Below are 17398 nucleotides of genomic sequence, written 5' to 3'. Positions count from 1 at the left end.
CGCAAAGGAACTGTGCGTTCCCGACCCCTGGCCCGCCCTCGACGCCCCGGCCCGCACCGCAACCCGGCACCGGCCGCCCCCGCCGCCCCGGCCGCCCCGGCCCCCGCGCCGGCCGCTCCGGCTCCGGTCGCCCCGGCCGCTCCGGCCTCCCCCGCCGCGCCGGTCACCCCGGCCGACGAGGGCGCCTACGTGACCCCGCTGGTGCGCAAGCTCGCCTCCGAGCACGGCGTCGACCTGTCCACGGTCAAGGGCACCGGCGTCGGTGGCCGCATCCGCAAGCAGGACGTGACCGCCGCCGCCGAGGCCGCCAAGGCCCAGGCTCCGGCCGCCCCGGCCGCCGCCGCCGCCGCGCCGAAGGCCCCGTCGATCGAGGCCTCGCCGCTGCGTGGCCAGACGGTCAAGCTGCCGCGCATCCGCAAGGCCATCGCGGACAACATGCACAAGGCGCTGCAGGAGCAGGCTCAGCTGTCCTCGGTCATCGAGGTCGACATCACCAAGCTGATGAAGCTCCGCAACAAGGCCAAGAACGGGTTCGCCGCGCGTGAGGGCGTCAAGCTCTCCCCGATGCCGTTCTTCGTCAAGGCCGCCGTCCAGGCGCTGAAGGCCCACCCGGTCATCAACGCGCGCCTGAACTACGACGAGGGCACCATCACCTACTTCGACTCCGAGAACGTCGGCATCGCCGTCGACTCGGAGAAGGGCCTGATGACCCCGGTCATCAAGGGCGCGGGTGACCTCAACATCGCGGGCATCGCCAAGAAGACCGCCGAGCTGGCCGACAAGGTCCGCACGAACAAGATCGCCCCGGACGACCTGTCCGGCGCGACCTTCACGATCTCCAACACGGGATCGCGCGGCGCCCTCTTCGACACCGTCATCGTCCCGCCGAACCAGGTCGCCATCCTGGGCATCGGCGCCACGGTCAAGCGCCCGGTCGTCATCTCCGACCCGGAGCTCGGCGACACCATCGCCGTCCGTGACATGACGTACGTGACGCTCTCCTACGACCACCGTCTGGTGGACGGCGCGGACGCCGCCCGCTACCTGACGACGGTCAAGCAGATCCTCGAGGCCGGCGAGTTCACCGCCGAGCTCGGTCTGTAAAGACAGCAGGTGCACGACGGCGCCCCCGACCGGAGACTTCCGGTCGGGGGCGCCGTCGTACGCGCGCGTGCGTAGCCGCACGCCCGGGCGGGCACCCCCTTCTGTAGTCCGCCCCCGACCTTCCGCAGCCCGCCCCCGACAAACGCTCTCTGTAACCGGCATCACCCGTCGCATGCGCGGCCGCACCCCGCCTGGCCAGGGCGGCGGCCGTATTGTCTAAGGGTCCCCGCCGACCCACCGGGTCCACCCTGCCAAGGAGCCCCCATGACCGCGCCCGTCGTCCACTCGCTTCGCGATCAGATCCGCGAGCACATCGTCGAGGGGATCGTCAGCGGACGCTGGAAGCCGGGCGAGCGCATCGTGGAGCGCCGGATCGCGACCGAGCTGGAGGTCTCCCAGACCCCGGTGCGGGAGGCCCTGCGGGAGCTGGAGTCGCTGCGGCTGATCGAGTCGGCGCCGAACAAGGGCGTGCGGGTCCGGAACCTCTCGGCGGCGGACCTGGAGGAGTCCTACCCCGTCAGGGCGGGCCTGGAGGCCATCGCGGCGGAGCTGGCGGCCGGGCGCCTCGCCGAGGACTGCTCGGCCCTGGAGCCCCACGTGGAGGCCCTCTACAGGGCCGACCAGGAGGCGGACGGGACCGCCCAGGTGCGGCACACGGTGGCGTTCCACCGGGCGCTGGTGCGGGCGGCGGACAATTCCGTGCTGCTGCACACGTGGGAGGGGCTCGGCATCGAGGTCTTCACCGCGCTGTCCATCCGCTGGCTGGGCACGGTGCAGCAGTCGTACGCGGAGGAGCACGCCGACCTCGTCGCCGCGTTCCGGCGCCGCGACCCGGAGATCGCGGCCCTCGTGAAGGCGCACGTCCTGGGGTGTGCGCCGCGCGCATGAGGGGTCACCGTCCGCTTCTCTGACCAGGCACTGCGTGCCCTGAGCGAGGAATTCCGGCGACACCCTGTGCCGACTTTCTCGATCTGAAGAGATTTTGCGGGTGAATCCTTTGATCGATCATCGATCAGGGAGTTACAGTCCCGGATGGGTCCCCACCGGGACCTCGCCCTGTCCTGCCAAAGACAAAGGGCACCCCCACCCCACCCCCTTCGACTCAGGAAGGCGTGCGGCGACTATGACCGACCCCATGCGCATCCAGCCGAGCGAGCTCGACCAGCTCCCGGACCGTGACCCCGAGGAGACCGCCGAATGGCGGGCCTCCCTGGACGCCGTTACCAAGGCGGCCGGGCCACACCGCGCCGCGTACCTCATGCGGCGGACGCTGGAGGGCGCCGAAGCGGGCGGCCTGGCGCTGCCGAAGCTTCTTGAGACGGAATACCTCAACTCCATCCCCACCGCCGCCGAGCCGGAGTTCCCGGGCGACGAGGAGATGGAAGCGAAGATCACCGCGTACAACCGCTGGAACGCGGCCGCGATGGTGACCCGTGGTTCGAAGCACGGCGTCGGCGGCCACATCGCCACCTTCGCCTCGGCGGCCTGGCTGTACGAGACCGGCTTCAACCACTTCTTCCGCGGCAAGGAGGGCGACGGCTCGGGCGACCAGCTCTACATCCAGGGCCACGCCTCGCCGGGCATCTACGCCCGCGCCTTCCTCGACGGCCGCCTCTCCGAGCAGCAGCTCGACAACTTCCGCCGCGAGGCGGGGGGCAACGGCCTGCCGTCGTACCCGCACCCGCGCCGCCTGCCCTGGCTGTGGGAGTTCCCGACCGTGTCCATGGGCCTCGGCCCGCTCTCCGCGATCTACCAGGCGCGGTTCAACCGCTACCTGTCGGCGCGGAAGATCAAGGACACGTCGAACTCGCACGTCTGGGCGTTCCTCGGCGACGGCGAGATGGACGAGCCCGAGTCGACCTCGGCGCTCACGCTCGCCGCCCGCGAGGGTCTGGACAACCTGACCTTCGTCATCAACTGCAACCTGCAGCGCCTGGACGGCCCGGTCCGTCCGAACTTCCGCGTGGTGCAGGAGCTGGAGGCCCAGTTCCGCGGCTCCGGCTGGAACGTCATCAAGTCCATGTGGGGCAACGCCTGGGACGAGCTCTTCCAGCTCGACACCACCGGCGCCCTGCTGCGCCGCCTGCGCGAGGTCCCGGACGCCCAGTTCCAGACGTACCAGACCCGCGACGTGGCCTACATCCGCGAGAACTTCTTCGGCACGGACCCGGCGCTCGTCGAGCTCGCCAAGGTGCTGTCCGACGACAAGATCTCCGAGTGCTTCCACACCTCGCGCGGTGGCCACGAGCCCCGCAAGGTGTACGCGGCGTACAAGGCGGCCGTCGAGCACAAGGGCAAGCCGACCGTCATCCTGACGCAGACGGTGAAGGGCTTCACGCTCGGCAAGGGCTTCGAGTCCAAGAACGCCAACCACCAGATGAAGAAGCTGACGAACGACGAGTTCAAGGACATGCGTGACCTCCTTGACCTCCCGATCCCGGACAGCAAATTCGAGGACGGCGTCGTCCCGTACGCCCGTCCCGCGGAGGGCTCCCCCGAGCTGCGCTACCTCGCCGAGCGTCGCGCCGCCCTCGGTGGCCCCGCCCCGGCCCGCCGTACGCAGCCGCTCGCGCCGCTGCCCGCCCCCGCGGACAAGGCCTTCGCCTCGTTCGACAAGGGCTCCGGCTCGCAGTCCGTGGCGTCCACGATGGCGCTCGTACGGCTCCTGAAGGACCTCGTACGGGACAAGACGTCCGGCAAGCGCTGGGTGCCGATCATTCCCGACGAGGCGCGCACCTTCGGCATGGAGTCGCTGTTCCCGTCGCTCGGTCTGTACTCGCCCAAGGGCCAGACGTACGACCCGGTCGACCGCGACCAGCTCATGTACTACAAGGAGTCCGAGTCCGGCCAGATCCTCAACGAGGGGATCAACGAGGCCGGTTCGCTCGCCGACTTCATCGCCGCCGCCACGTCGTACTCGACGCACGGCGAGCAGATGATCCCGCTGTACATCTTCTACTCGATGTTCGGCTGGCAGCGCACGGGCGACCAGTTCTGGCAGCTCGCCGACCAGATGGGCCGCGGCTTCGTCGTCGGCGCCACCGCCGGTCGTACGACGCTGACGGGTGAGGGTCTGCAGCACGCGGACGGTCACTCGCCGATGATCGCGGCCACCAACCCGGCGGCCCTCTCCTACGACCCGGCGTTCGCCTACGAGATCGCCGTGATCATGAAGGAGGGCCTGCGCCGCATGTACGGCGAGGCCAAGCCGGGCGAGGACCAGGACGTCTTCTACTACCTGACGGTCTACAACGAGCCGATGCCGCAGCCGGCCAAGCCGGCCGTGGACGGTCTCGACGAGGCCATCATCAAGGGCCTCTACCGCTTCAACACGGCGGAGACCGCCGGTGTGGACGTGGCGGCGGCGAACGCCCCGCGCACCAACCTCATCGGTTCCGGCACGGCGATCCACTGGGCGCTCAAGGCGCAGCAGCTGCTCGCCGAGGACTGGGGCGTGGCCGCCGACGTGTGGTCCGCGACCTCCTGGACCGAGCTGCGCCGCGACGCCCTGGAGGCCGACGAGGCGCTCCTGGACGGTGAGGAGCGCGTGCCGTTCGTCCGCCAGGCGCTGGCCGGCGCCGAGGGCCCGGTCCTGGCCGTGTCCGACTACATGCGTCAGGTCCCCGACCAGATCGCGCAGTGGGTCGAGCAGGACTACACCTCGCTCGGTGCCGACGGCTTCGGCCTCTCGGACACCCGTGAGGACGCCCGCCGCCACTTCGGCGTCGACGCCGAGTCGATCGTCGTCGCGGCCCTCGCCCAGCTGGCCCGCCGCGGCGAGGTCAAGGCGACGGCCGTGAAGGAGGCGCGCGAGCGCTACGGCCTGTAAGGCCTGCTGAGCAGCATCGAGGTACGTGTGCGTGCCCCGTCCCGATTGCCGGGGCGGGGCACGCGTGCGTGAATGGACGCGTCCGCTCCGGGGACCCGTTCGCGTCCGTTCGCCGTCTTGGGAGGCGTACCTCCACATGAAGATCTCCAAGACTCCCTCCGCGCCCTGCTGGGCCGAGCTGTCGACCACCGAACCGGAGGCGTCCCGGTACTTCTACGAGGCCCTGTTCGGCTGGCGCACGCGCTCCAGCGACGACCCCACGGTGGGCGGGCACGGCAGGTTCTCGCTCGACAGCCCGGACGGGCCGAAGGTGGCGGGGGTCGGCCCGGTGCTGCGTCCCGGGCAGCCCGCGGCCTGGCTGCCGTACTTCCAGTCCAGCGGCATCGACGCGGTCACCGCGCGCGTGCGCGGCAACGCCGGCCGGGTCGTCTCGGGCCCGATCGGCGTCGAGGAGGAGGGCAGGCTCGCGGTCTGCCAGGATCCGGCGGGCGCGCCGTTCGGCCTGTGGGAGCCGCAGGAGCACGCCGGGTTCGAGGTGGTGAACGTGCCGAGCAGCTTCACCTGGTTCGAGCTGCTCACGCGGGACGGGGCGGGCGCGGTGGACTTCTACCAGTCGGTGCTCGGCTGGGGCGCGCGGCGCAACGAGGGCTACACGGAGTGGTCCGTCGCCGACGAGCCCTTCGGCGGCATGGTCGACATGTCGACCGGTCAGTTCCCGCCCGAGGTGCCCTCGTACTGGAATCTGTACGTGGCCGTGGACGATCCGGACGCGGTGGCGGAGCGCTGCACGGAGCTGAGCGGGCAGGTCCTGGTGGCGCCCACGACGATCCCGCCGGGCCGGTTCGCGATGCTCGCGGATCCGCAGGGCGCCGCGTTCTCGGTGATGCGCTTCGCGGCGTGACCCACCGCGCCGTCTGAGCCGGGTCGGTTGTCAGTGGGGCGGTTCATGATGTCGGTATGCGTGCTGCCCGCCTGATCAAGATGGTGCTGTTGCTCCAGTCCCGGCCGTCCATGACCGCGGCCGAGCTGGCGCGCGAGCTGGAGGTGTCCGAGCGGACGGTGACGCGGGACGCGCAGGCCCTGTCGGAGGCCGGGGTTCCGGTGTACGCGGACCGGGGGCGGGCCGGCGGGTACCGGCTGATCGGCGGGTACCGCACGCGGCTCACGGGGCTCGCGCGCGGCGAGGCGGAGGCGCTGTTCCTCTCGGGGGTGCCGGGGGCGCTGCGGGAGATGGGCCTGGAGGACGCGGCGTCGGCGGCGCATCTGAAGGTGTCGGCGGCGCTGCTGCCCTCCCTGCGGGACGCGCCGCGGACGGCGGCGCAGCGGTTCCACCTGGACGCTCCGGGCTGGTTCAAGGAGCAGGAGACGCCCGCGCTGCTGCCCGCGATCGCGGAGGCGGTGTGGGAGGACCGGGTGGTCCGGGTGGCGTACCGCCGCCAGGACACCGATGTGGAGCGGGAGTTGGAGCCGTACGGGCTCGTGCTCAAGGCGGGCGTCTGGTATCTGGCGGCGGCGGTGCGCGGGGCGGGCACGTTCCGGGTGTACCGGGTCGACCGGTTCACGGCGGTGACGCCGGGCGAGGAGCGGTTCGGGCGGGCCGAGGGGGACGACGCGTTCGACCTGCCGGCGTTCTGGGAGGAGCGGGCGGCGCAGTTCGCGCGGGCACTGCTGCGGGCGGAGGTCGTCGTGCGGCTCACCCCCGCGGGCGTCCGTCAACTGCCGTACGCGACGGATCAGGCGTCCGCGCGCGAGGCCCTGGAGTCGGCGGGGTCGGTGGACGCGGAGGGGCGGACGACGGTGACGCTGCCGGTCGAGTCGCAGGACGTGGCGTACACCCAGCTCATGGCGCTCGGCCCGGAGGCGGAGGTGGTGGCCCCCGAGGCGCTGCGGGAGCGGTTCGCGCTGGCCGCGCGGCGGATGCGGGGGTGGTACGGCTGACGGGTCGTGCCCTCGGCATGTGCATGCATAACGAAGTGGAGCAGCTCGGGCGCTCGGCGTGCGCCCCATCGGTACAGGGCCGATGCTGGTCCCGTGATGGACGAGACCGAGTTCTGGGAGATCGTGGACAGTACGCGTGAGGCCGCGGGCGGCGACCCCGAGGACCACGCCGAGCTGCTCGTCGAGCGTTTGCTGCGCTCCGATCCGGACTTCGTGCTCGACTTCGCCCGGCACTTCGAGTCCCGGTACAACCGGGCGTACCGGTGGGACCTTTGGGGCGCGGCGTGGGTGCTGCTCGACGGGGCGAGCGACGACGCCTTCGACTACTTCCGGTGCTGGCTGATCGGCCAGGGCCGGGAGGTCTTCGAGGGCGCGCTGCACGACCCCGACTCGCTGGCCGAACTCCTCGACGAGTTCGACGACGAGGCGGACGGGGACGGCGAGGAGATCGGCTACGCGGCGGACGAGGCGTACGAACAGCTGACCGGGGTGGTCGCCCCGGACCTGGGCCTCGCCCCCGCGCCCCCGGAACCGGAGGGCACGCCTCTGGACTTCGAGGACGACGGGGTGATGGGCCGGACGTACCCCCGGCTGACGGCGCGGTTCGGGTAATTGCGGCACCGCCGCCGGGCCCTGTCGTGATCGATGCGCGGCACCGGGGGCCGCCTTGCCCACCCTGCCGCCCAAGGCGGCAGATTGCCCAAGGCTCAGTCGGCACTATCAAGCCCCGCCGGCGATTGAGGCGCGGGGGCCGGGGCGGAGCCCCGTGGCGTAGGGCCGTGTGGCCTCACGCCGCCCGGATCGCCTGGTCCACCCCCGGGTGGGCGAACTCGAAGCCGGACTCCAGCAACCGCGTGGGCACCGCCCGCGTCGACCCGAGAACGTCCCCCGCCATCTCCCCCAGCACCGCACGCAGGGCGAGGGACGGCACCGGCAGCACCGCGGGCCGCCGCAGCACCCGCCCCATCGCCTCCGTCACCTCCCGGTTCGTCGCGGGCTGCGGCGCCGTCAGGTTCACGGGACCGGCCAGGTCGTCCGTGTCCAGGAGGTGCCGCAGCGCCGCCACATGATCGGCGAGCGCGATGAACGACCAGTACTGCCGCCCGTCCCCCATCCGCCCGCCGAGCCCCGCCTTGAACAGCGGGAACAGCTTGCCCCACGCACCCCCGCCGCGGGCCACGACGAGCCCCGTCCGCGCGAACACCGTGCGGATCCCCGCCTGGTGCGCGGGCGCCGCCGCGGCCTCCCACTCGACGCACACCGACGGCAGGAACCCGTCCCCGGCCTGAGCGGTCTCGTCGACGGTGCGGGTGCCCGTGTCGCCGTAGTAGCCGACCGCACTGCCGTTGAGGAAGACACGGGGCGGCGTGTCGAGCCCGGCCGCCGCCCGCGCGAGCGTCTGCGTGCCAAGCACCCGGCTGTCACGGATCTCCCGCTTGTACGCGGCCGTCCACCGGTGGTCGCCGACCCCGGCCCCCGCGAGGTTGACGATCCCCTCGCAGCCGGCGAGCCGCGACGTGTCGACGTACCCCTCCTTGGGATCCCAGCGGGCCTCGTCCGGCGCCCGTGGGGCGCGCCGCACCAGGCGGCATACGTCGTGCCCGTCGTCCGTCAGGGACCGGACCAGGGCCGATCCGATGAGTCCTGAGGCGCCCGCCACCGCAAAACGTGTCATGGGCCCATCCTGCCCGCCGTACAGTCGTCCGCATGTCAGCCCCTGAGGGTTCCGCGGCCCACATACGTTTCGCCGTCCCCGAGGACGCGGCGGCGCTCGACCGCCTCGACCGGGACACCTGGTCGTATCTGCACGCGGTGCAGCCGCTTCCCCCGGAGCCGTCGCCGTTCTTCAACGAGCGCTTCGGCCCGCGCGACCACCTCGTCGCCGAGCTCGACGGCCGGGCCGTGGGCTATGTCCGGCTCGGTCTCCCCACGCCCCTGGAGTCCACCGCGCACGTGCGGCAGATCCTGGGCCTCACGGTCGCCGAAGCGGCCCGCAGGCGTGGTGTCGGCCAGGCCCTGGTGCGGGGCGCGATCGAGCTGGCGCGGCGGCAGGGCGCGCGCCGGATCACGCTGCGCGTCCTCGGCCACAACACCCCGGCGCGGAAGCTGTACGAGGCGGAGGGCTTCGTCGTCGAGGGCGTGCTGCCTGAGGAGATCCAGCTCGACGGGGCGTACGTGGACGACGTGCTGATGGGACAGCCCCTCTAGACCCTGTCGCGGCGCGGTCACGGCGTGCGACGGGCGGCGACTCGTTGCAGGGTGAGATGACACCCCCGGCGCGAAGGGAGCCGTAGCCCCCATGAGCTGGCCCGTGGCGCGCCGCAGGGACGAGGCGGAGCGCGCCTGGCTGCGCGGTGCGCCGCCGCCGCGCTGGGTGCGGTGGCTGCCGATCGGGCTGCTCGTGATCCTGTACGCGCTGCAGGCCCCCACGGGATACCGGTTCGAGCTGGCGTTCCCGCTCGCGGCCATCCCGCCGCTCGCCGCGCTGTCGTACGGTCCCGTGGCCACGGCCCTGTACGGCGGCTTCGTCCTCCTGCTCCTCGAACTGCCCCGCACAGGATTCGGGCGCCCCGGCGACAGCGACGTGCTGACGGTGGGTCTCGTCGCGGTGCTCAGCACGGCGATCGCCCTGGTGCGCAGGCGCAGGGACGAGCAGCTGGTCACGGTGCGCACGGTCGCCGAGGCCGCCCAGTTCGCGGTGCTTCCGCCGCTGCCCGAGCGGGTCGGCGCCGTGCGCTGCGCGGGCCTGTACCGGGCCGCGCACCGCGGCGCCCTGGTCGGCGGCGACCTCTTCGACGTGCGCAAGGGCCCGACGGGCGTACGGGCCGTCGTCGGCGACGTACAGGGGCACGGTCTGTCGGCGGTGGGCACGGTCGCGGGGCTGCTCGGCGCCTTCCGGGAGGCGGTGCTCGACCAGCCGGACCTGGAGGGCGTGGCGGCGCGGCTCGACCGGCGGCTCGTGGTGGACACGTCGGAGGACGAGCACGCGGAGCTGTTCGCGACGGCGGTGCTGCTCGAATTCCCCGACGCCTCCCCCGGCGAGGCGCCCGTCGTACGCCTCATCAGTTGCGGCCACCCGCACCCGCTGCTGTTGCGGGAGGGGCGGGTGACCGAGCTGGAGGTGCCGTCGGGCGCGCCGCTCGGCCTCGGTCTCGCGGAGCTCGCGCCACCGGAGCGGCTCACGGTCGAGCTGCGGCCCGGTGACCGGCTGATCGCGCCGACGGACGGGGTGACGGAGGCGCGGAACCGGGACGGGGATTTCTATCCGCTGGCCGAGCGGCTGCCGCAGTTCGCGGGCGAGGATCCGGCGGGGCTCACCGACGCGGTGTGGCGGGACGTCATCCGGTTCGCGGGGGCGGTCAGGGACGATCTGACGCTGCTCGTCTTCGCTCCTCTCGTGGCCGCTCCTGACGCCACGCGGACCCCGGACGTGCCTCGCGAGGCGTGAGGTGTGAACGTAGGCGCATGAAGAACCCGGGACTCCCGCGCCGCAAGGGACACCGCCGAGCCGCGGCCACCGCCTCCGTACTGCTGCTGCCGCTCGCCGTCACCTCGTTGTCCGCCTGTTCCGACGACGACGGGGCGACCAATCCGCCGCCCACGGCCTCGCCCGCCGCGACGGCGAGCGGTGCCCGCTGTGCGACGGACCGGTCCGCCGACGACCACGGCCCGGACGCGAAGCCCCGCGCGACGTCCGCGTACACGGTCGACGACAAGACCGTGAAGGCGAAGGCCCAGAAGGAGTTCAAGACGACGAAGACGGACGAGTCCGCGCTGCTCGTGACCGGTTCGGGGAAGCTGAGGACGCGCGACGGGAAATTCATCAAGCACGGCGGTACCTCGTCCGTCACCGCGTCCGACGGGCACGGCCTCAACGCGGCGGCGCTGGCCCGCGACGGCGGCACGCTCACGATGTCCGGCGGCCGGATGTCCACCCGGAACAAGGGCGCGATCGGTGTCTTCGCCTCGGGCGAGGGCTCGAAGGCCACGCTCAGCTCGACCGGCATCCGTACCCACGGCGCCTCCTCGCACGGTGTGGCGGCCTCGCACGGCGGCGAGCTGGACCTGACGTACGTGGAGATCGACACGGCGGCCGCGCAGGCGGCCCCGATCGCCGTGGGGCCCGGTGGCGGGAAGGTCACGGTGTCCGGCGGCACCATGACCTCGGCGGGCTGCGGCTCCCCCGGCGTGCAGACGGCGGGCGACGTGTCCCTGGCGCAGACACTGTTCGACCTGGCCAACTCGGAGGCGTTCACCGTGGAGGCCGGGGGTTCGCTGTCCCTGAAGGACGTCCGGGCGTCCGCGGCGGCGGGCGGTGTCGTGCTCCGCGGCGACGGCGAGACCTCGTTCCGGATGACCGGCGGGGCGGTGCAGGCCTCCGACGGTGACATCTTCTCGGTCCGGCAGGCCGACGCCGACATCGAGTTGGGCGGCGACGCCGACGTGCAGACGAAGGACGGCAAGCTGCTGCGGGTCACAGGCGGGGGGACGGCGGCGTTCACCGCGAACGGCGAGAAGCTGAAGGGCAGCGTGGCCGTGGAGAAGGGCTCCTCCGCCACCCTCGACCTGAAGGGCTCCACCGACCTGGACGGCAAGATCGTGGGCGCGGCGTCGCTGACGCTCGGCCCGAAGGCCCAGTGGTCGGTGTCCGGGGACTCGCGGCTCAAGAGCATCACGCTGGCCGACGGGGCGAAGGTCTCCGACGTGATCGTGGGCAACGGCCGCACGGTGACGTACGACAAGGCGTCGAGCCCGGACCTGCACGGGAAGAAGTACCAGCTGGAGGGCGGCGGCACGCTCAAGCCCGCGTAGGGATGCGCGCTACCGGCGGTTCTGGAGGGCCGCGGCCCTCTCCCTGATCTCGGGCAGCTTCCCCATCAGGGCGAGGCCGGGGCAGAACGTCTCGTAGCCGTCGCGGTGGCCCGAGATCACGGAGAACTTGTGGGCCGTGCCCGTCCGGTAGCGGGCCAGGTCGTTGCTGGACACCAGGCGCACCCGGGAGCGCGGGTCGATCCCGGACAGGCCCAGCTTCCAGGCGGAGACGGCGGCGATCGCGTCGGTCATCGCCTTCGGCACCGGAGTGCCCTCGGTGAACGTGCCGATCGCGGCGATCCCCGCCGTGTTCCGGTTGAAGCCCTGCGTGTGGGCGCCGACGACGGGCCGGGCGACGCCGCCCGCGCGCCCCTCGTAGACGTTCCCGCAGCGGTCGACGAGGAAGTTGTAGCCGATGTCGTCCCACTCCTTGCCGCCCGAGGCGCCGCCGCCCGCCTGGCCCGCGTACAGGTAGCGGATGATGCGCGGCACGTCCGCGCAGTCGTAGTCGTTCGGCGAGTCGGTGTGGTGCAGGAAGACGGCCCGGACACGGTCGCCGTAGCGGACCGGGTCGCGGTGGTACGTCTCCGAGCCCGCGAGCCACCGGGCGCGCGGCACGATCCTGGGGCGCGCCGCCGCTGCCCGGCCGCCCACGGTCGCGATCCGTTCCGCCGGCACCGCGGAGGCCGGCAGCTCGCCGCGGGCGGTGGCCGCGAAGCGCCCGGGCCCGGGCCGGTCGACCGTCGCGGCACACAGCAGTAGCAGCCCGATGGCCAGGGCTCCGGGCAGCCAGCGCAACCTTCTCCGTACGACATGCACGCCTCCCACCCTGGGCCCGACACGCCCTGTGCGGTCAGCCACAGTGGGCCAGGTGGCGGAACCATCGGGGGCGGCTGGGCGTTTCTTACCGGTATGGACCTCCACCTACTCGACGTGCTGCTGCTCGTGGTGGCCCTCGCCTACGCCGTGTCGGGCTACCGGCGCGGACTGCTCGCGGGCTGTGTCTCGCTGGCCGGGTTCGTGGGCGGCGCGGCCGTCGGCGTATGGCTGCTGCCGTACCTGATGGAGACGGTCACGCCGGGCACCACGTCGGCCACGGTCGTCGCCGTGCTCACGGTGCTCGTACCTGCGGTCGCGGGGCACGGGCTCGCCGGGCTGCTCGCTGCGCGGGTGCGCGGCGGCATGTCGCACGCGCCGGGGCCGCTGCGCGTGGCAGACGGGGTGGGCGGCGGCGCGGCGACCGCGGTGGCCGCCCTGGTGGTGGCGTGGGTGGCGGGCAGCGTCCTCGTCGCCTCCTCCTCCACGGTCCTCAACCAGGCGATCCGTAACTCCTCGGTGCTCGGCGCGGTGCAGCACACCATGCCGTCGACGACCCCGTCCTGGTTCTCGCAGGCCACGGGGGCGCTCACCTCCGCGGGCTTCCCGCAGGTCTTCGACCCGTTCGCGAGCGAACCGCCCGCCAAGGTGGCCAAGCCGTCGGGGGACAGCGTGACGGCGAAGGCGACCGCGGCGGCGCAGCGCAGCAGCGTCAAGGTGGAGGGCGCGTCCGGCACCCAGGGCCGCGAGGGCAGCGGTTTCGTGTACAGCTCCGAGCACGTCATGACGAACGCGCATGTGGTCGCGGGCATCGACGACCCGACGGTGCGGGTGGGCGGCACCGGCGAGGCGCACGAGGCGAAGGTCGTCCTCTTCGACCCCGACAAGGACGTGGCGGTCCTGTACGTCCCCGGGCTCGACGCGCCGTCGCTGCGCTTCGACGACTCGGCCGGGCGCGGCGACGCCGCCGTGGTCGCGGGCTACCCGCAGAACGGCGGGCTCGACGTCCAGGCCGCCACCGTGGACGACACGATCAAGGCGGCGGGCCAGGACATCTACGGCTCCGGGAACGTCACGCGCGACATCTACTCGATCCGCTCCACGGTCCTGCCCGGCAACTCCGGCGGCCCGCTCCTCGACACGGACGGCGAGGTGTACGGAGTGGTGTTCGCCCGCTCCACGACGGACGACGGGACGGGTTACGTCCTGACGGCGGACGAGGTGTCCTCCGACGCGCGGCGCGCGGCTTCCGCCACGACGCCGGTGGACACGGGTCGGCTCGTCCAGTCCTAGGGGTCAGGAGAGGGCGGCGCCGGTCGGCACGACGACCCCGTACAGGTCGGTGATCGTCGCCATCGCCCCGAGGTGCACCTGCTCGGCGGGCAGCTCGACGCCGCCGACCGAGGTCAGGGGCCGCGTGGCGCAGGCGTCGGCGACCACGGTGGGCCGGTTGCCGCGCAGGAACGCGCCCTGCGCCGTGAACTGCACGCACATGTGCGACATGAACCCGATCACGATGACGTCCTGGTGGCCCGCGGCGTCGACGATCTTGCCGAGGTCGGTGCCGACGAAGGAGTCCGGGGCGGGCTTGACCACGACGGCCTCGCCCTCGACCGGCGCGACGTCGGGGTGGATCGCCCCGATCTCGGCGCGGACGTCGTACGCGGAGCCCTCGCCGCCGCCGTGCTGCACGTGGACGACGGTCGAGCCCGCCGCGCGGGCGCGGGCGAGGAGTTCGGCGGCGTTGTCGAGGGCGCTCCGCCAGCCCGCCAGCTCCATCACGCCGCGGGTGTACGTGTTCTGGTAGTCGACCAGGATCAGCGTCGCGCCGGAGAGCGAGGCGGGCGTCTCGTCGAGGCCGTTGAGGGTGCGCAGAGTCGTTGTTGGCATGCCTGGAACGCTACGAGCGCGGCGGCCGTGTCGGCAATGACGGCTAACATGCAGATTCGGACACGCCGTCGCGAGAGTGGTGAGAGGGGCCCCTGTGAGCGAGACCGAACGGCTCGTCGTCATCGTCCTCTTCGACGGGGTCGACACGCTCGACGTCACGGGCCCGCCCGAGGTGTTCGCGCTGGTGAGACGCGAGGGCGACACCGGTTACCGAGTCCTGCTCGCCGCCGAGACCCTGGACCCCGTCACGACGTCCGCGGGCGTACGCGTCCTGCCCGACGTCACCTTCGACGACGCGGCCCGCCTGGCCATCGACACCCTCCTGGTGCCGGGCTCGGTCGAGGCCGACGCGGAGCGCGGGGTACGGGCCCTCGCGGAACCCGCCGTCGTCGACCGGGTGCGGACGCTCGCCGGGCGGGCCCGCCGTGTCGCGTCGGTCTGCGTCGGGGCGCATCTGCTCGCGGCGGCCGGGCTGCTCGACGGGCGGCGCGCCACCACGCACTGGTCGACCGCGCGCCAACTGGCGGACGAGCACCCGGAGATCGACGTCGACCCCGACCCGATCTTCATCCGCGAGGGAGACATCTGGACGGGCGCCGGGATCAGCTCCTGCCTCGACCTGTCGCTCGCCCTGGTCGCGGACGACCTCGGCGAGCCGACGGCGCTGCGGGTGGCGCGGCAGCTGGTGATGTACCTGAAGCGGCCGAGCGGCCAGAGCCAGTTCAGCGTGCCGCTGGCGCAGGCCTCCACGACCCGGCGCGTGGAGGACCTGCGCCAGCACATCACCCGGAATCTCGGCGAGCCGCTCACCGTCGCGGACCTCGCGGCGCACGCCCATGTAAGCGAGCGCCAGCTCACCCGGATCTTCAAGTCCGAACTGGGCACGACACCGAGCGCGTACGTCGAGTCGGCGCGTGTCGAACGGGCCCGCCAGCGCCTCGAATCCTCCGACGACACGCTGGACCGGATCGCCGCCACCTGCGGTTTCGGCACGACGGACACCTTGGTGCGGGCCTTTCGCCGCCGGCTCGACACGACACCGACGGCATACCGGCACCGCTTCAGGGTGGTCCCGGCGGCTCAGTAGTGGGTGCCGCCGTCGATACGGATCTCCGTACCGGTGATGAACTTGCCGTCCTCGGAGGCCAGCATCGCGACGACGCCGGCCACGGCCTCGGGCCCGGCGAACCCGTCACCAAGGCCGGGCGACAGCTTCGCGAACAGGCTCCAGTCGGTGTCCTCGGGCAGGCCGGGACCCTGACTCTGCTTGCTCTCCCCAGAGCCGTCGGTCATGCCGGACGCGATGGAGCCGGGCTGCACGGCGGTGAACCGGACGCCCTGCTTGCTGTACTCGGCGGCCAGCGCGTGCGTCATGGACTGGATGCCGCCCTTGCTCGCCGCGTACGCCGCCATGTACGGGTGGGCGAACATCGCGGACGTGGAACTGAAGTTGACGACGGCGGGGGCCTCGCCCCGCAGCAGCGTCGGTATGGACTCACGGATCATCAGGAAGGTGCCGGTGAGGTTGACCGCGAGCACCTGGTTGAACTCGGCGAGCGTCGTCTTCTCGGTGTGCGAGGAGCGCAGGATGCCGGCGGCGTTGACCAGTACGTCGAGCCCGCCGAGCGCCTGTACGGCGGTGGCGACGGCCTCCCGCACGGACGCCTCGTCGGCGATGTTCACGACGACGGTGGTGAGCCGCTCGGCGTCGGCACCCGCCTTGCTCACGGTGTCCTGGAGGCCCGCGTCACTGACGTCGGCGGCGACGACCCGGCCGCCCTCCGCCAGCATGCGCAGCACGGTGGCCTGGCCGATGCCGGACCCGCCACCGGTGACCAGTGCACGGCGTCCTTCGTAGCGATTCAGGCGGTTCATGACGACTCCTTACGTTCCTGTGTGCGTCCTCGCACGCTGCTCACCGTACGCTTCGGTGGCACGTTTTGCCATAACGGCGTTTCGTGCCATTTCATTCCCGGTGCGGCTACGCTTCGTCGGGTGAACGAGCCCACGACACCCGCTTCGCCGCCTGCGCAGCCCTCGCTGACCGACCGCCGCAAGGCGGCGACCCAGCTCGACATCGCCCGCGCGGCGATGGAGCTGTTCACCGAGAAGGGACCCGACGCCACCACGGCCGAGGAGATCGCGCGCGGCGCCGGGGTCGCGCTGCGCACCTTCTACCGCTACTTCCGCAACAAGCAGGACGCCGTGGGCCCGCTGCTCGCGTCGGGCGGCGACCGCTGGCGCGAGCAGCTGGCCGCGACGGTGCCGGGCACCCCGCTGCAGCAGGCCCTCGAATCGGCCGCGGCGGCGACGCTCTCGCCCCCGGACGCGGCGGCGGAGGAGGCGCTGGAGGGCACCCGGACCCTGTTGCGCGCGGCCCAGGACGACCCGGCGCTGCGCGCCGTCTGGTACCGGGTCAACCAGGAGTCGGAGGAGAAGCTGCTCGCGGTCGTGACCGACCTCGCGGGCCCCGGCGCCGACCCCCTGGAGACACGCCTGACGGCCGCCGCGGCGACCGACGCGATCCGGGTGGCCCTGGAACTCTGGTCCACGACGGACGCCGACACCTCCGGCCCTGGCTCCCCCGCCTCCCTGGCGATCCGGGGCATGCGCCGGCTGGCGCCGGGGACGGGCGGCTGACGGACGACTGACGGACGGCTGACGGACGGCTGACGGACGGCTGACGGACGGCTGACGGACGGCTGACGGACGGCTGACGGTCGAGTAGGCAGGGGCCGCAGGGCGCTGACCGCGGGGTCGTCGCGCACGCCCTCGACGGGTTCCGGGTGGCGGCGCGGGGCCGGGCAACCGACGGGCGAGGAGACAGGGGCCGCGAGGGCACCGGCGGCGAGGGCGCCGCACACACACCCGGGACGCACCCCGGGCGGAGACGCAGGGACGGGCAACCGACGAGCGAGGAGACAGGGGCCGCGAGGGCACCGGCGGCGAGGGCGCCGCACACACACCCGGGACGCACCCCGGGCGGAGACGCAGGGACGGGCAACCGAC

Annotated in this window: 16 protein-coding genes; 12 read left to right on the top strand and 4 right to left on the bottom strand. The window is 72.6% G+C overall.

Going from position 1 to position 17398, the window contains the following annotated elements; genetic code table 11:
* The 6 genes from sucB to ACFV9W_RS38385 all read left to right on the top strand — a co-directional run.
* A partial coding sequence (gene sucB, locus ACFV9W_RS38410) for a 2-oxoglutarate dehydrogenase, E2 component, dihydrolipoamide succinyltransferase (protein WP_385770640.1) occupies nucleotides 1-1104 on the top strand: 1104 nt, incomplete at its 5' end.
* Between the two features lie 264 nt (nucleotides 1105-1368).
* Nucleotides 1369-1992: a GntR family transcriptional regulator gene (locus ACFV9W_RS38405; protein WP_385770638.1), complete on the top strand. Its 624-nt coding sequence runs from the start codon at nucleotides 1369-1371 to the stop codon at nucleotides 1990-1992.
* Nucleotides 1993-2227: 235 nt separating this feature from the next.
* Nucleotides 2228-4933, top strand: a complete 2706-nt coding sequence (gene aceE, locus ACFV9W_RS38400; RefSeq protein ID WP_385770636.1) for a pyruvate dehydrogenase (acetyl-transferring), homodimeric type — start codon at nucleotides 2228-2230, stop codon at nucleotides 4931-4933.
* Between the two features lie 136 nt (nucleotides 4934-5069).
* Nucleotides 5070-5834, top strand: coding sequence for a VOC family protein (locus tag ACFV9W_RS38395; protein ID WP_385770634.1), 765 nt, complete (start codon nucleotides 5070-5072; stop codon nucleotides 5832-5834).
* A gap of 56 nt (nucleotides 5835-5890) precedes the next feature.
* Complete coding sequence (locus tag ACFV9W_RS38390; RefSeq protein WP_385770632.1) at nucleotides 5891-6871, top strand: helix-turn-helix transcriptional regulator; 981 nt, start codon at nucleotides 5891-5893, stop codon at nucleotides 6869-6871.
* 96 nt (nucleotides 6872-6967) lie between these two features.
* Entirely contained in the window at nucleotides 6968-7483 is a 516-nt protein-coding gene (locus tag ACFV9W_RS38385; RefSeq protein ID WP_385770642.1) for a DUF4240 domain-containing protein, read from the top strand.
* Nucleotides 7484-7658: 175 nt separating this feature from the next.
* Here ACFV9W_RS38385 and ACFV9W_RS38380 read toward each other — a convergent pair whose 3' ends face one another.
* Nucleotides 7659-8546, bottom strand: coding sequence for a TIGR01777 family oxidoreductase (locus tag ACFV9W_RS38380; RefSeq protein ID WP_385770630.1), 888 nt, complete (start codon nucleotides 8544-8546; stop codon nucleotides 7659-7661).
* A gap of 32 nt (nucleotides 8547-8578) precedes the next feature.
* Between ACFV9W_RS38380 and ACFV9W_RS38375 the strand changes: the two genes are divergently transcribed.
* The 3 genes from ACFV9W_RS38375 (at nucleotide 8579) to ACFV9W_RS38365 (ending at nucleotide 11683) form a co-directional block, all read left to right on the top strand.
* On the top strand, nucleotides 8579-9079 hold the full coding sequence (locus tag ACFV9W_RS38375; RefSeq protein ID WP_385770628.1) for a GNAT family N-acetyltransferase: 501 nt from the start codon (nucleotides 8579-8581) through the stop codon (nucleotides 9077-9079).
* A 91-nt stretch (nucleotides 9080-9170) separates the two neighbouring features.
* Complete coding sequence (locus ACFV9W_RS38370) at nucleotides 9171-10319, top strand: PP2C family protein-serine/threonine phosphatase (protein ID WP_385770626.1); 1149 nt, start codon at nucleotides 9171-9173, stop codon at nucleotides 10317-10319.
* Nucleotides 10320-10336: 17 nt separating this feature from the next.
* Entirely contained in the window at nucleotides 10337-11683 is a 1347-nt protein-coding gene (locus ACFV9W_RS38365; protein ID WP_385770624.1) for a hypothetical protein, read from the top strand.
* Nucleotides 11684-11692: 9 nt separating this feature from the next.
* On the opposite strand, the gene ACFV9W_RS38360 is transcribed toward ACFV9W_RS38365, so the two are convergent.
* A complete protein-coding gene (locus ACFV9W_RS38360) occupies nucleotides 11693-12502 on the bottom strand; it encodes a peptidoglycan recognition protein (RefSeq protein ID WP_385770622.1) in 810 nt (269 codons plus the stop codon).
* A gap of 93 nt (nucleotides 12503-12595) precedes the next feature.
* Between ACFV9W_RS38360 and ACFV9W_RS38355 the strand changes: the two genes are divergently transcribed.
* Nucleotides 12596-13792 (top strand): MarP family serine protease, encoded by a 1197-nt coding sequence (locus tag ACFV9W_RS38355; RefSeq protein ID WP_385770620.1) that lies wholly within the window; start codon nucleotides 12596-12598, stop codon nucleotides 13790-13792.
* 3 nt (nucleotides 13793-13795) lie between these two features.
* On the opposite strand, the gene ACFV9W_RS38350 is transcribed toward ACFV9W_RS38355, so the two are convergent.
* Complete coding sequence (locus ACFV9W_RS38350) at nucleotides 13796-14389, bottom strand: cysteine hydrolase family protein (RefSeq protein WP_385770618.1); 594 nt, start codon at nucleotides 14387-14389, stop codon at nucleotides 13796-13798.
* Nucleotides 14390-14483: 94 nt separating this feature from the next.
* Here ACFV9W_RS38350 and ACFV9W_RS38345 point away from each other — a divergent pair, with 94 nt between their 5' ends.
* Entirely contained in the window at nucleotides 14484-15476 is a 993-nt protein-coding gene (locus ACFV9W_RS38345) for a GlxA family transcriptional regulator (protein ID WP_385770616.1), read from the top strand.
* On the opposite strand, the gene ACFV9W_RS38340 is transcribed toward ACFV9W_RS38345, so the two are convergent.
* Nucleotides 15470-16264, bottom strand: a complete 795-nt coding sequence (locus ACFV9W_RS38340; RefSeq protein WP_385770614.1) for an SDR family NAD(P)-dependent oxidoreductase — start codon at nucleotides 16262-16264, stop codon at nucleotides 15470-15472. The two genes, ACFV9W_RS38345 and ACFV9W_RS38340, sit on opposite strands and share 7 nt — an antisense overlap.
* Nucleotides 16265-16384: 120 nt before the next feature.
* Here ACFV9W_RS38340 and ACFV9W_RS38335 point away from each other — a divergent pair, with 120 nt between their 5' ends.
* Nucleotides 16385-17029, top strand: a complete 645-nt coding sequence (locus tag ACFV9W_RS38335; RefSeq protein ID WP_385770612.1) for a TetR/AcrR family transcriptional regulator — start codon at nucleotides 16385-16387, stop codon at nucleotides 17027-17029.
* Nucleotides 17030-17398: the final 369 nt, after the last annotated feature.

Origin of the sequence: Streptomyces sp. NPDC059897, assembly GCF_042730865.1 — a bacterium.
Lineage (GTDB): Bacteria > Actinomycetota > Actinomycetes > Streptomycetales > Streptomycetaceae > Streptomyces.
The sequence above is the reverse complement of the archived record's forward strand: the minus strand, read 5'-3'. Positions and strand labels throughout refer to the sequence as shown.